Genomic DNA, 12,877 nt, shown 5'->3' on the forward strand with positions numbered 1-12,877 from the left:
CATGCAGGATGAATTGTACATGGCGCGCGCGCTGAAGCTTGCTGCGCGCGGACGTTTTACCACTCACCCCAATCCCAACGTGGGCTGCGTGATTGTCAAAGATGGGGAGATCGTCGGTGAAGGGTATCATCACCGCGCGGGTGAACCACATGCCGAAGTCCATGCTCTGCGCATGGCTGGAGAAAAAGCGCAAGGGGCGACTGCCTATGTAACGCTTGAACCCTGCAGCCATCATGGTCGTACCCCCCCGTGCTGCGATGCGCTGATTGCCGCAGGCGTGTCACGTGTGGTTGCAGCGATGCAGGATCCCAATCCGCAGGTAGCAGGTCGTGGTCTCTACCGTTTGCAGCAGGCGGGCATTGACGTCAGTCACGGGCTGATGATGAGCGAGGTTGAGCAGCTTAATAAAGGCTTTCTCAAGCGTATGCGTACGGGATTCCCCTACGTGCAGCTTAAACTTGGTGCGTCGCTTGATGGGCGTACGGCGATGGCCAGTGGTGAAAGCCAGTGGATAACCTCGCCACAGGCGCGTCGCGATGTGCAACGATTACGGGCGCAAAGCCATGCCATCTTAACCAGCAGCGCTACGGTGTTGGCTGACGACCCTCAGCTTACCGTGCGTTGGTCGGAACTTGGGGAGTCAACCCAGGCGAGTTACCCGCAGGAAAATCTGCGCCAGCCTATCCGCATTGTTGTTGATAGCCAGAATCAGGTCACGCCGGAACACCGTATTGTGCAACAGCCTGGAGAAACCTGGATTGCCCGGACAAAAGATGATCCTCGTAGTTGGCCGGAGACGGTGCGCAGCCTGAAGGTGCCGGAACATAACGGGCATCTGGATCTGGTGGTGCTGATGATGCAACTGGGCAAGCAGCAAATTAACAGCATTTGGGTTGAAGCAGGTCCAACGCTTGCGGGCGCGTTATTACAGGCCGGTCTGGTCGATGAGCTAATCGTGTATGTTGCGCCTAAACTGTTAGGCAGCGATGCACGAGGATTATGTGTGCTTCCAGGCCTTGAGAAACTGGCTGACGCCCCCCATTTCAAATTCAACGAAATACGCCATGTAGGTCCGGACCTTTGCCTGCATTTAGTGGGCGCATGATCTCCCGGTTCGAAAGGGAAGCAGCGCACAGATTATTATGATAAAATCCGCCCCCCTGCGGGGTCTAGTGAATCCGAAGGAAGAATATGAACATTATTGAAGCTAACGTTGCTACCCCGGACGCTCGCGTCGCCATCACCATTGCGCGTTTCAACAACTTTATCAATGACAGCCTGCTGGAAGGTGCGATCGACGCCCTGAAACGTATTGGTCAGGTTAAAGATGAAAACATTACCGTCGTTTGGGTTCCGGGCGCGTATGAGCTGCCGCTGGCAGCCTCAGTACTTGCAAAATCCGGTAAATACGACGCGGTGATTGCGTTAGGTACGGTGATTCGTGGTGGTACCGCGCACTTCGAATATGTGGCTGGCGGTGCAAGCAATGGCCTGGCGCATGTCGCTCAGGACAGTGGCATTCCGGTAGCCTTCGGTGTTCTGACCACCGAAAGTATTGAACAAGCCATCGAACGTGCTGGCACTAAAGCCGGCAACAAAGGCGCAGAAGCTGCACTGACTGCACTTGAAATGATTAATGTATTGAAAGCCATCAAGGCCTGATTTTTGTAAGGGGAAATCCGTGAAACCTGCTGCTCGTCGCCGCGCCCGTGAGTGTGCCGTCCAGGCGCTCTACTCCTGGCAGTTGTCCCAGAACGACATCGCTGATGTTGAATACCAGTTCCTGGCGGAACAGGACGTAAAAGATGTCGACGTTCTGTATTTCCGTGAACTGCTGTCCGGGGTGGCGACTAACAGCGCGTACCTGGATGGATTAATGAAGCCTTATCTGTCTCGTTTGTTGGAAGAGCTGGGTCAGGTAGAAAAAGCCGTGCTGCGTATTGCGCTGTTTGAACTGTCTAAACGTAGTGATGTGCCGTACAAAGTGGCCATCAACGAAGCGATTGAACTGGCGAAAACCTTCGGCGCTGAAGACAGCCATAAATTCGTGAACGGCGTACTGGATAAAGCAGCACCTGTGATTCGCCCCAACAAAAAGTAATCCCGAGGCCGGCTGGATGGTGGAACTTGTTTCCGCTGCCCCCGGCTTTTTCTTTTTTTTCTGCTGAGGCATAACGTATGGCATGCGGCGAATTTTCCCTGATTGCCCGTTATTTTGACCGCGTAAGAACGTCTCGTCTTGATGTCGAAACCGGTATTGGTGACGATTGCGCACTTCTGAACATCCCTGAAAAACAGACGCTGGCGATCAGCACCGATACGCTGGTGGCAGGTAACCACTTCCTCCCCGACATTGATCCCACCGATCTCGCCTGGAAAGCGCTGGCGGTGAATTTGAGCGATCTGGCGGCGATGGGAGCCGATCCTGCGTGGCTGACGCTGGCGCTCACGCTGCCTGACGTCGATGAAGCCTGGCTTGAAGCCTTCAGCGATGGCCTGTTTGAACTCCTCAATTACTATGATATGCAGCTGATAGGTGGTGACACCACGCGTGGGCCACTGTCGATGACGCTGGGTATCCACGGCTACGTCCCTGTTGGACGGGCCTTAAAACGCTCCGGTGCGAAACCGGGGGACTGGATTTATGTGACCGGTACGCCGGGTGACAGCGCGGCCGGGCTGGCGATTTTGCAGGATCGCTTGCAGGTGGCAGATGCAAAAGACGCAGACTATCTGCTTAAACGTCATCTGCGTCCAACACCGCGTATTTTGCAGGGACAAGCTCTGCGCGATCTGGCCAGTGCGGCTATCGATATTTCCGACGGCCTGATTTCCGATCTGGGGCATATCGTCAATGCCTGCGGCTGTGGGGCGCGGGTTAACGTCGATGCGTTGCCATACTCTACGGCATTTGCCCAACACGTTGAGCCGGAACAAGCCCTGCGCTGGGCGCTCTCGGGTGGTGAAGATTATGAGTTATGCTTTACCGTACCGGAAATTAACCGTGGCGCACTGGACGTGGCGCTGGGAAATCTCGGCGCATCGTTTACCTGCATTGGGCAGATGAGCGCGGACGTGGAAGGCATTCACTTTACGCGCGACGGAAAACCCGTCACGTTCGACTGGAAAGGATATGACCATTTTGCCGCGCCTTAAAAAAGATGTCGCCAAAAGCCGCCTGAGTATGCGCAATCCGTGGCACCTGTTGGCCACCGGTTTTGGCAGCGGGCTGAGCCCAATTGTTCCAGGCACGATGGGATCGCTGGCGGCGATCCCTTTTTGGTATTTAATGACGTTTCTGCCGTGGCAGCTGTATTCACTGGTGGTCATGTTGTCTATCTGTATCGGCGTTTATCTGTGCCATCAAACGGCGAAAGATATGGGCGTGCACGATCACGGTATCATTGTCTGGGACGAGTTTGTCGGGATGTGGATAACCCTGATGGCGCTGCCGACCCACGACTGGCAGTGGGTTGCCGCCGGATTTGTGATTTTCCGTATTCTGGATATGTGGAAGCCGTGGCCGATCCGTTGGTTCGATCGCAACGTGCATGGCGGTACGGGGATCATGATTGATGATATTGTGGCCGGAATACTCTCTGCCGGAATTTTGTATTTTATCGGCCATCATTGGCCGGTAGGTATCATTTAAATGGGCTTGCCGGATGGCAGCGTAAACGCCTTATCCGGCCTGGAAACACGATGTCGGTTTTGTAGGCCCGATAAGCGCAGCGCCATCGGGCAATGCCAGATTATTTAAATCCGACCACCGGATGCTGTTTGTACGGCGTTTCCAGCTCGGCAATCTGCTCTGGCTTCAGCGTCAAATCCACCGCATTAAGTAACTCATCCAACTGTTCCTCGCGTGAAGTGCCGATAATCGGCGCTGCCACCCCCGGTTTGCTCAGCAGCCAGGCCAGCGCAACCTGCGCACGCGTTACGCCTAATTCCTCACTGACACCGGTCAGCCGCGCGGCAATTTGCGCGTCGTTTTCATCGCTCTCAGAGTATAAATTTTTACCGACTTCATCAGAAACCAGACGTGCGGTCGTTTCTCCCCAGGGGCGCGTCAGGCGACCACGCGCCAGCGGACTCCAAGGGATCACCGCGACGCCTTCCTGATAGCAAAGCGGCAGCATTTCGCGTTCTTCCTCACGGTAGATCAGGTTGTAGTGATCCTGCATGCTAACGAACTGCGCCCAGCCGTGTTGTTTCTGTAAGGCCAGCGCCTGAGCAAACTGAGACGCGTGCATGGATGAGGCGCCAATATAGCGAGCTTTACCGGCTTTCACTACGTCGTTAAGGGCTGCCAGCGTTTCTTCGATAGGCGTATTGTAATCCCAGCGGTGAATTTGCAGGATGTCCACATAGTCCATACCCAGGCGTCTGAGGCTATCGTCGATTGAGCGCAAGATTTGTGCGCGGGATAATCCTTCCGCTAAATCATCAACCTGGTGAAAAACCTTGGTGGCGACCACGACATCTTCGCGGCGGGCGAAATCACGCAGCGCGCGGCCGATAATCTCTTCGCTGCTGCCAGCGGAGTAGCTGTTGGCGGTATCAAAAAAGTTAATGCCGCCTTCAAGAGCGTGTTTGATTATCGGGCGGCTGCTTTCTTCAGGTAGCGTCCAGGCGTGATTGCCGCGATTGGGCTCGCCAAACGTCATGCAACCCAGGCAAAGGCGGGAGACCCGTAGGTCGGTTTTTCCTAAGGTGTTATATTTCATTAATCCACTCCTGCTATGCTCGTGATGAGTTAAGCATAGCAGGAGCGGGGAGGGGATTATGCCAGCCAGGCCTTGATTTTGGCCTCAATTCCGGCGGCATTAAGTCCCAGTTCGGCGCGAGCCTCGTCCTGAGTCCCCTGCGGGATGAAGAAGTCAGGCAGGCCAATGTTCAGCACCGGAACAGGCTTGCGATGGGCCATTAGCACTTCGTTTACGCCGCTACCAGCGCCGCCCATAATGGCATTCTCTTCGAGGGTGACCAGCACCTCGTGTTGGGCTGCCATTTCGAGGATCAACGTTTCATCCAACGGTTTCACAAAGCGCATATCAACCAGCGTGGCGTTCAGTGACTCTGCGACCTGAGCGGCTTCCGGCATTAGGGTGCCGAAGTTGAGAATCGCCACTTTCGCACCGTGACGCTTCACGATGCCTTTGCCGATTGGCAGATGTTCCAGCGGCGCCAGCTCAACGCCCACCGCGTTACCGCGCGGATAACGTACGACCGTTGGACCGTCGTTGTAGTGATAGCCGGTGAACAGCATCTGGCGACATTCGTTCTCATCGCTTGGGGTCATTATGACCATTTCCGGGATACAGCGCAGGAAAGAGAGGTCGAACGCCCCTTGGTGGGTTTGTCCATCTGCGCCAACGATACCTGCCCGGTCGACGGCGAACAGGACCGGCAGTTTCTGGATGGCGACATCATGCAGTACCTGATCGTAAGCGCGTTGCAGGAAGGTGGAGTAAATAGCCACGACCGGCTTATAACCGCCAATCGCCAGACCGGCTGCAAACGTCACCGCGTGCTGCTCGGCAATCGCCACATCAAAGTAGCGATCCGGGAACTTACGTGAGAACTCCACCATACCGGAGCCTTCGCGCATCGCCGGGGTGATCGCCATCAGCTTATTGTCTTTCGCCGCGGTCTCACACAGCCAGTCACCGAAGATCTTTGAATAGCTCGGCAGGCCGCCGCTGCTTTTCGGCAGGCATCCGCTGGATGGATCGAATTTGGGTACCGCGTGGAACGTAATCGGATCTTTTTCCGCCGGCTCGTAGCCACGACCTTTTTTGGTCATGATGTGCAGGAACTGTGGACCTTTGAGATCGCGCATGTTCTTAAGCGTGGTGATAAGCCCCAGCACGTCGTGACCGTCCACCGGACCAATATAGTTAAAGCCCAGCTCTTCAAACAGCGTACCCGGTACAACCATGCCTTTGATGTGCTCTTCGGTACGTTTGAGCAGTTCCTTAATCGGTGGTACACCGGAGAACACTTTCTTCCCGCCTTCGCGCAGCGAGGAGTAGAGTTTGCCTGAGAGCAGTTGCGCCAGGTGATTGTTCAGCGCGCCGACGTTCTCTGAAATCGACATTTCGTTGTCGTTGAGGATAACCAGCATGTCGGGCTTAATATCACCCGCGTGGTTCATCGCTTCAAATGCCATGCCTGCGGTGATTGCACCGTCCCCAATCACACAAACGGTACGGCGTTCCTTGCCTTCTTTCTCGGCGGCAACCGCAATACCGATACCTGCGCTGATGGAGGTTGAGGAGTGCCCAACGCTCAGTACGTCATATTCGCTCTCACCGCGCCATGGGAATGGATGCAAACCGCCTTTCTGCCGGATGGTGCCGATTTTATCGCGGCGGCCGGTCAGAATTTTGTGCGGGTAAGCCTGATGTCCCACATCCCAGATTAACTGGTCAAACGGGGTGTTGTAGACGTAGTGCAGCGCTACGGTGAGTTCCACCGTGCCCAGACCAGAGGCGAAGTGCCCGCTGGAACGGCTTACGCTGTCGAGCAAATAGCGGCGCAGTTCGTCGCAAAGCTTTGGCAGGCTCTCTTTTGGCAGCAGGCGTAACTCCTGAGTGGAGTCGACCAGCGCCAGGGTCGGGTATTTGGCTATATCAAAACTCATCGCAAGCTCATGGGATATGTTGGTTTATTTATCACGCTGGATTATGTAGTCCGCTAGCGCTTCCAGTGCCGAGGTATCGAGTGACTGTGCGGCCAGCAAACTTAGCGACTGGCGGGCATCCTCAATTAAATCCCGGGCTTTATTCTGGGCTTGCTCAAGACCCAGAAGTGCAGGATAGGTACTTTTGCCAAGCTGCTGGTCAGCACCCTGACGTTTACCCAATGTTGCAGTATCGCCTACCACATCCAGGATGTCATCCTGAACCTGGAAGGCCAGACCGATGCTTTCTGCGTACTTGTCGAGTATTGCCAGGCATTCTCGACCTTTATCGCCAGCGCTTAACGCACCCAGACGCACGGCGGCGCGAATCAATGCCCCGGTTTTATGGCGGTGAATACGCTCCAGCGCATCCAATTCTACCTGATGGCCTTCAGCGTCCAGATCCAGCGCCTGACCGCCGCACATACCGGCGATACCGCTGGCCTGGGCCAGTTCAGAGATCATCGCGATGCGGTCACGATCAGAAACTTCCGGCATCGGGGCGTCGCTGATAATGGAGAACGCCAGCGTCTGTAGCGCATCTCCAGCCAGGATCGCATTAGCCTCGCCAAATTTTACGTGGCAGGTCGGCAGACCGCGGCGCAGGTCATCGTCGTCCATCGCGGGTAAGTCATCGTGCATCAGCGAATAGGCATGGATACACTCGACGGCGGCAGCGGGAGCATCAAGCGTACTCAGGCTGACGCCAAACATCTGACCGGTCGCATACACCAGAAACGGGCGCAGACGTTTACCGCCTAATAATGCGCCATATTGCATGGTTTCGACCACGGGAGTGTTCTGAAAGGGCAATGGCGCGATAAAACGGCTCAGTGCCTGGTTGGCCTGCTCAACGCAAGCCTGTAGCTGCTGCGTAAAATCCATTTACTCATTATCCGGTGTGAAAGGCGTAAGGGCGGCGTCTTCAGTATCTGACAGCAGGATTTGTACGCGCTGTTCAGCCTGCTGCAACTTGACCTGTCCCTGACGTGCTAACTGTACGCCACGTTCAAATTCGTTCAGCGCTTCTTCCAGCGGCAGGTCGCCGCTTTCCAGACGGGTAACAATCTGTTCCAGGTCGCTCAGCGCTGTTTCAAAACTGGCTGGCGCTTCATTTTTCTTCGGCATAATGAATGTCTGACTCTCTGTATTGGCAGCACAAGGCTATGGTAACGGACTCGCACTGATAAGCAAATAACGCACAATGGTAAGGCGATGTGCACAGGATGACCATGATGGTGGTATACTTGCGCGCCTGGATGCAGCCGCAGGGTATGGGCTGCTGTATTTTTTTCCATTACAAGTCATTCAGACTTGCCAAAGAACCATTGCCGCCATGAAGTTTATCATTAAATTGTTCCCAGAAATCACCATCAAAAGCCAATCTGTGCGTTTGCGCTTTATAAAAATTCTGACAGGGAACATTCGTAACGTTTTAAAGCACTATGATGAAGACCTTGCCGTTGTCCGCCACTGGGACCACGTTGAGGTTCGCGCTAAAGATGAAAGCCAGCGCCTGGATATTCGTGACGCGCTGACCCGTATTCCGGGGATCCACCATATTCTCGAAGTTGAAGACGTGCCGTTTACCGATATGCACGATATTTTCGAGAAAGCGCTGGTGCAGTATCGCGATCAACTGGAAGGCAAAACCTTCTGCGTACGCGTTAAGCGTCGCGGTAAGCATGAGTTTAGCTCTATTGAGGTGGAACGCTATGTTGGCGGTGGACTGAACCAGCATATTGAATCCGCGCGCGTGAAGCTGACGAAGCCGGACGTGACGGTTAATCTTGAAATCGAAAACGACCGTCTGCTGCTGGTTAAAGGCCGCTATGAAGGTATTGGCGGTTTCCCGATCGGGACGCAGGAAGATGTACTGTCGCTGATTTCCGGTGGTTTCGACTCCGGCGTGTCCAGCTATATGCTGATGCGTCGCGGCTGCCGTGTGCACTACTGCTTCTTTAATCTCGGCGGCGCAGCGCATGAAATCGGCGTTCGTCAGGTGGCGCATTATCTGTGGAACCGCTTTGGTAGCTCGCATCGCGTGCGTTTTGTCGCGATCAACTTTGAGCCGGTGGTTGGCGAGATCCTGGAGAAAGTCGACGACGGTCAGATGGGCGTGGTCCTTAAACGTATGATGGTACGTGCAGCGTCGAAAGTCGCTGAGCGCTACGGCGTACAGGCGCTGGTAACCGGTGAAGCGCTGGGCCAGGTGTCCAGCCAGACGCTGACCAACCTGCGCCTGATCGATAACGTTTCTGACACTCTGATCCTGCGCCCGCTTATCTCCCATGATAAGGAGCACATCATTAATCTGGCGCGTGAAATTGGTACTGAGGACTTTGCCCGTACCATGCCGGAATACTGCGGTGTGATTTCAAAAAGCCCGACGGTGAAAGCGATTAAAGCGAAGATTGAGGCCGAAGAAGAAAACTTCGATTTCTCTATCCTCGATAAAGTGGTTGAAGAAGCGAACAATATCGATATTCGTGATATCGCCCAGCAGACGCAGCAGACCGTGGTGGAAGTGGAAACCGTGAGCGGCTTCGGCCCGAACGATGTGATTCTGGATATCCGCTCTGTGGATGAACAGGATGACAAACCGCTGAAGGTTGACGGTGTGGACGTCGTTTCTCTGCCGTTCTACAAATTGAGCACCAAATTCGGCGATCTGGACCAGAGTAAAACCTGGCTGCTGTGGTGTGAACGCGGGGTGATGAGCCGTCTGCAGGCGCTGTATCTGCGCGAGCAGGGCTTTGAAAACGTGAAGGTATATCGCCCATAGTGACTTTTGCCTGAGGGTGCTGCGCTTATCAGGCCTGCAAGCGGTATGTTTTGTAGGCCTGATAAATTGTTTACGCTGCCATCCGGTAATATAACAAAATTATTCAAAACGGACGGGGAGCTTTTTCCCGTTCGACTCCCAGACACCCTGATAGACGCCGTCTTTTAACTCCAGCGTTATCTTCTCTTCCGATTGTTCAGCGGCAGACGTCTTAAGTACATAATGTTGATTGTCGGCTGTGTCGCATTTACCGTTTAATTCAATCGGTGCGCCAAATTTCTGGTAAAAGTAAGCCCCTTCAAAAAAATCACTGTATTTGCAGTCGACCTTCAACACAATACGCATGCTTTTTCCCAACGTGCCGTACATGACCTTGCCGTCAATGCCGGGCGCTGGCGAAACCGGTGTAGATCTCTTTGCGGTAGTCAGATACTGGCCGTAAGGCGTGAGCTGATTATGCAGTTCAACGGTCGGGATTTTCGTGGTGAAATCGCCCAGTTCGTCACCCGCGCGATTGGCGTGGTTGCTACAACGTCCGTTCAGGAAAGCCAGATGGTCTTTTTGCAGGGAGAATTTGTCGATGTAGTACAGACCGTCGGTGTAGGTTGCACACGATGCGTAGAATTCGGCAAAGCCAGAATCTCCACCGTCTTCTTTTATTTGCTCCGGCTTTTGTGATTTCTGTGCGACAACAAAGGTATCAATTTGGCTGCGGATATCTTTTCTGATGCGGGTGTTCAATTCGGTCATCGTGGAGCGGGAAAAGAGGTCGTTAAGGGTAATTGTCGAGCCGTTGGCTAAATCGAAGCTGATCGGTACATTGTACGACTCGCAATACGCCCCGCAGCCTTCGACAAACATGTTGAGGGTCAACACTTTGGCGTCGCGATACTCAACCGTGTAGTCAAGGTTTGCGGTGGGATTCATCTCTGATTTCGCAAACTGATTCACGGTCGCTCGTGGATTATTTCCCGGTAGCTGATTGATAAAGCTTGTGAAAATATAATCGTTAATGCGTTTTGCAACCTGTGGGTTATCCGTTGAGGTAAACCACGGCACGCGATATTGCATCTCAGTGCTTGCGGGATAGCGATACTCAAGGCTCTCAATTTCAAGTTGAGTCGCACTGGCGTAGCCGGAAAGGAGCAGTAAAGCCACTCCGCTCAGATATCCTTTCATCATAATTCCTTGAATGCGAGTGGCCTGAAGATTACTCGTAGTAGTTATAAATTCCTGCAGCCATCACCAGTTGTGATGCCACTTCGTAAGCCTTTTCGCGACTCACCAGGAGATCAATGATTTTTAAACCGAAATCGATTGAGGTTCCCGGTCCCTGGCTGGTTAACAGATTGACGCGCGGATCCCATACGACGCGCTTATCCTGCCACTGGTCAGTGGGAATATTGTCTTTCAGCGCCGGAAAACCGGTCATGTTACCGATGGGGAAAATATCGTGTGGGACGAGGACTGTGGCGGCAGCGGCGCAAATTGCCGCGACAATGCGCCCGGAGCGATGAAACTGTTTCACGGTTTCGACAAGCAGAGGGCTGTCGCGAAAACACTCGGCGCCTTTAATACCGCCGGGCAGCACGATAATGTCGAAATCCCCGTCAGCAACTTCCACTAATGGCGCATCCGCCAGTAGTTTTACGCCGCGTGAGCACACCATCGTCAGGCCGCCATCGCTGGCAACGCTTGCGGTCGTGACCTTAATTCCGCCGCGAACCAGCAGATCGATAGTGGTGACCGCTTCGGTCTCTTCACTACCAGGGGCGAGACATACCAGTGCTTGAGCGCTCATACTCACTTTCCTTTCTCTTAACCATTTCAAACAGGCGGGCATTTTCCGGGACGGCGATGCCGTGCGCGCGGGCGCGTTTTAACAAATAACCGGTAATGTAGTCGATCTCAGTATGGCGCAGGGCATGTATGTCTTGCAGCATTGATGAGATATTTTCCGCCGTACTGTCAATCACTTGCTCAACATAATAGCGTAAATCATCTGCTGATGTGTGGTGGCCTTCGCGTTCAATGACCGCCGCCACCTCCTCGCAGATGAGCGCTATTTTTTCAGGATGATGGCGTAACTCTCCATTTGAGCAATCCCATAATGCGGTCAGCGGGTTAATGACGCAGTTGACGGCCAGCTTACGCCACAACTCAGCGCGAATATTGTTGTGCCAGGCGACGTCCGGCAGCACCTCTTGCAGGACTTCAGCCAGATAACTGAAATCACCGTCTTGTTCACGCGCCGGACCAATCCTTGTTGTTCCCTGAGCGACATGAATGATCACGTTGCCGTCACGGCGTGCCGCGTGGGTTGTGGTGCCCATCAGCAGAGGTTGCTTAATGTTATGCAACTCTTCAATCGTCCCCATACCGTTGTGAATCAGCAGAATGGGAGTGGTGTCAGGCAGAATGGCGGCCAGGCCTTTGACCGCATCAGAAACCTGCCAGGCTTTCAGAGTGACAAGCAACAGGTCGCTTTTCGCCAAAAAATCGGGGTCGTTTGCCGTCAGGGATTCATTGAATACTGACCCATCCGTGTCGATCAGGTTAACGCTGCAATAGGGTTGCGGTACGCGTAGCCACCCCTGAACCTCATGTCCATGTTTGCACAGCGTGGTTAGCCAAAGCTGTCCTAACGCTCCACATCCCAGTACGGTAATTTTCATTCTTCCTCCTCACCTGCAACATCACCAGGTGTTAATCCATATCGGCCGTACCCCATTATTGTTCGCAGGTATCAGTACCACGTACAATTAAAGGATACAGCCTAGTATAGCGCTGTCTGTTGTGTAACTTTGCAGGTATTATGCTTCGCATCAAAAATGAAGGGAGAGGAAAAGATGCCATCTTTCGATATTGTTTCTGAAGTTGATCTTCAGGAAGCCCGTAACGCGGTAGATAACGCCAGCCGTGAAGTGGAGTCACGCTTTGATTTTCGTGGCGTTGAAGCGACTTTTGAGCTGAACGAGTCGAATAAGACGATTAAGGTGCTAAGCGAGTCTGATTTCCAGGTCAATCAGTTGCTGGATATTTTACGTGCCAAGCTGCTGAAACGTGGTATTGAAGGCACTTCGTTGGACGTACCAGAAACCTTCGTGCACAGCGGTAAAACCTGGTTTGTTGAAGCTAAGCTGAAACAGGGCATTGAAAGCGCGGTGCAAAAGAAAATCGTCAAGCTGATCAAAGACAGCAAACTGAAGGTGCAGGCGCAGATTCAGGGCGAAGAAATCCGCGTGACCGGCAAGGCGCGTGACGATCTGCAATCCGTTATGGCGCTGGTTCGCGGCGGCGATCTCGGCCAGCCGTTCCAGTTTAAGAACTTCCGCGATTAAGTCGTAATGCCTGATGGCGCTACGCTTATCCGGCCTACAGGTTGCACACGCTATTTGTAGGCCGGC

The 12,877-nt window shown here is 53.6% G+C and carries 14 protein-coding genes; 7 read left to right on the top strand and 7 right to left on the bottom strand.

Features of this window, described 5'->3' with window-relative positions:
• Window position 1 precedes the first annotated feature (1 nt).
• The 5 genes from ribD (at window position 2) to pgpA (ending at window position 3,652) form a co-directional block, all read left to right on the top strand.
• On the top strand, window positions 2-1,105 hold the full coding sequence (ribD, locus tag N0B36_RS00950) for a bifunctional diaminohydroxyphosphoribosylaminopyrimidine deaminase/5-amino-6-(5-phosphoribosylamino)uracil reductase RibD (protein ID WP_016152033.1): 1,104 nt from the start codon (window positions 2-4) through the stop codon (window positions 1,103-1,105).
• Window positions 1,106-1,191: 86 nt separating this feature from the next.
• Window positions 1,192-1,662: a 6,7-dimethyl-8-ribityllumazine synthase gene (ribE, locus tag N0B36_RS00955; protein WP_016152034.1), complete on the top strand. Its 471-nt coding sequence runs from the start codon at window positions 1,192-1,194 to the stop codon at window positions 1,660-1,662.
• A gap of 19 nt (window positions 1,663-1,681) precedes the next feature.
• Complete coding sequence (gene nusB, locus N0B36_RS00960; protein ID WP_000801129.1) at window positions 1,682-2,101, top strand: transcription antitermination factor NusB; 420 nt, start codon at window positions 1,682-1,684, stop codon at window positions 2,099-2,101.
• A 77-nt stretch (window positions 2,102-2,178) separates the two neighbouring features.
• The gene (gene thiL, locus N0B36_RS00965; RefSeq protein ID WP_019076158.1) at window positions 2,179-3,156 is read left to right on the top strand and encodes a thiamine-phosphate kinase; all 978 of its coding nucleotides are present in this window, start codon (window positions 2,179-2,181) and stop codon (window positions 3,154-3,156) included.
• Window positions 3,134-3,652 carry a phosphatidylglycerophosphatase A gene (pgpA, locus tag N0B36_RS00970; RefSeq protein WP_259685491.1) on the top strand — a complete coding sequence of 173 codons (519 nt, stop codon included), beginning with the start codon at window positions 3,134-3,136 and terminating at the stop codon, window positions 3,650-3,652. Before thiL ends, pgpA begins: the two co-directional genes overlap by 23 nt.
• Before the next feature lie 100 nt (window positions 3,653-3,752).
• On the opposite strand, the gene yajO is transcribed toward pgpA, so the two are convergent.
• The 4 genes from yajO to xseB are packed head-to-tail and all read right to left on the bottom strand — an operon-like array spanning window position 3,753 to window position 7,813.
• Complete coding sequence (yajO, locus tag N0B36_RS00975) at window positions 3,753-4,727, bottom strand: 1-deoxyxylulose-5-phosphate synthase YajO (protein ID WP_259685493.1); 975 nt, start codon at window positions 4,725-4,727, stop codon at window positions 3,753-3,755.
• A 56-nt stretch (window positions 4,728-4,783) separates the two neighbouring features.
• Entirely contained in the window at window positions 4,784-6,646 is a 1,863-nt protein-coding gene (gene dxs, locus N0B36_RS00980) for a 1-deoxy-D-xylulose-5-phosphate synthase (RefSeq protein ID WP_019076160.1), read from the bottom strand.
• Between the two features lie 24 nt (window positions 6,647-6,670).
• Window positions 6,671-7,570, bottom strand: coding sequence for a (2E,6E)-farnesyl diphosphate synthase (ispA, locus tag N0B36_RS00985; RefSeq protein ID WP_016152039.1), 900 nt, complete (start codon window positions 7,568-7,570; stop codon window positions 6,671-6,673).
• Window positions 7,571-7,813, bottom strand: a complete 243-nt coding sequence (gene xseB, locus N0B36_RS00990; RefSeq protein WP_016152040.1) for an exodeoxyribonuclease VII small subunit — start codon at window positions 7,811-7,813, stop codon at window positions 7,571-7,573.
• Between the two features lie 208 nt (window positions 7,814-8,021).
• On the opposite strand from xseB, the gene thiI reads away from it, so the two are divergent.
• On the top strand, window positions 8,022-9,470 hold the full coding sequence (gene thiI, locus N0B36_RS00995; RefSeq protein WP_005125147.1) for a tRNA uracil 4-sulfurtransferase ThiI: 1,449 nt from the start codon (window positions 8,022-8,024) through the stop codon (window positions 9,468-9,470).
• A 99-nt stretch (window positions 9,471-9,569) separates the two neighbouring features.
• Here thiI and N0B36_RS01000 read toward each other — a convergent pair whose 3' ends face one another.
• The 3 genes from N0B36_RS01000 to panE are packed head-to-tail and all read right to left on the bottom strand — an operon-like array spanning window position 9,570 to window position 12,145.
• Window positions 9,570-10,649, bottom strand: a complete 1,080-nt coding sequence (locus N0B36_RS01000; protein WP_311044820.1) for a hypothetical protein — start codon at window positions 10,647-10,649, stop codon at window positions 9,570-9,572.
• Between the two features lie 31 nt (window positions 10,650-10,680).
• Window positions 10,681-11,271 carry a protein deglycase YajL gene (yajL, locus tag N0B36_RS01005; RefSeq protein WP_259685528.1) on the bottom strand — a complete coding sequence of 197 codons (591 nt, stop codon included), beginning with the start codon at window positions 11,269-11,271 and terminating at the stop codon, window positions 10,681-10,683.
• A complete protein-coding gene (gene panE, locus N0B36_RS01010) occupies window positions 11,234-12,145 on the bottom strand; it encodes a 2-dehydropantoate 2-reductase (protein ID WP_016155860.1) in 912 nt (303 codons plus the stop codon). The genes yajL and panE overlap by 38 nt, the downstream gene beginning before the upstream one ends.
• A 174-nt stretch (window positions 12,146-12,319) precedes the next feature.
• Here panE and N0B36_RS01015 point away from each other — a divergent pair, with 174 nt between their 5' ends.
• Window positions 12,320-12,811, top strand: a complete 492-nt coding sequence (locus N0B36_RS01015; protein WP_003831002.1) for a YajQ family cyclic di-GMP-binding protein — start codon at window positions 12,320-12,322, stop codon at window positions 12,809-12,811.
• Window positions 12,812-12,877 lie beyond the last annotated feature (66 nt).

Origin of the sequence: Citrobacter sp. XY323, from assembly GCF_025106035.1 — a bacterium.
Classification (GTDB): domain Bacteria; phylum Pseudomonadota; class Gammaproteobacteria; order Enterobacterales; family Enterobacteriaceae; genus Citrobacter; species Citrobacter braakii.

What these genes read in the sequence shown, in the direction of transcription:
- N0B36_RS01015 (WP_003831002.1), top strand. Translation starts at nt 12,320, where the DNA reads ATGCCATCTTTCGATATTGTTTCTGAAGTTGATCTTCAGGAAGCCCGT.
- ribE (WP_016152034.1), top strand. Translation starts at nt 1,192, where the DNA reads ATGAACATTATTGAAGCTAACGTTGCTACCCCGGACGCTCGCGTCGCC.
- ribD (WP_016152033.1), top strand. Translation starts at nt 2, where the DNA reads ATGCAGGATGAATTGTACATGGCGCGCGCGCTGAAGCTTGCTGCGCGC.
- yajO (WP_259685493.1), bottom strand. Translation starts at nt 4,727, where the DNA reads ATGAAATATAACACCTTAGGAAAAACCGACCTACGGGTCTCCCGCCTT.
- panE (WP_016155860.1), bottom strand. Translation starts at nt 12,145, where the DNA reads ATGAAAATTACCGTACTGGGATGTGGAGCGTTAGGACAGCTTTGGCTA.
- xseB (WP_016152040.1), bottom strand. Translation starts at nt 7,813, where the DNA reads ATGCCGAAGAAAAATGAAGCGCCAGCCAGTTTTGAAACAGCGCTGAGC.
- thiI (WP_005125147.1), top strand. Translation starts at nt 8,022, where the DNA reads ATGAAGTTTATCATTAAATTGTTCCCAGAAATCACCATCAAAAGCCAA.
- N0B36_RS01000 (WP_311044820.1), bottom strand. Translation starts at nt 10,649, where the DNA reads ATGAAAGGATATCTGAGCGGAGTGGCTTTACTGCTCCTTTCCGGCTAC.
- dxs (WP_019076160.1), bottom strand. Translation starts at nt 6,646, where the DNA reads ATGAGTTTTGATATAGCCAAATACCCGACCCTGGCGCTGGTCGACTCC.
- thiL (WP_019076158.1), top strand. Translation starts at nt 2,179, where the DNA reads ATGGCATGCGGCGAATTTTCCCTGATTGCCCGTTATTTTGACCGCGTA.
- ispA (WP_016152039.1), bottom strand. Translation starts at nt 7,570, where the DNA reads ATGGATTTTACGCAGCAGCTACAGGCTTGCGTTGAGCAGGCCAACCAG.
- pgpA (WP_259685491.1), top strand. Translation starts at nt 3,134, where the DNA reads ATGACCATTTTGCCGCGCCTTAAAAAAGATGTCGCCAAAAGCCGCCTG.
- yajL (WP_259685528.1), bottom strand. Translation starts at nt 11,271, where the DNA reads ATGAGCGCTCAAGCACTGGTATGTCTCGCCCCTGGTAGTGAAGAGACC.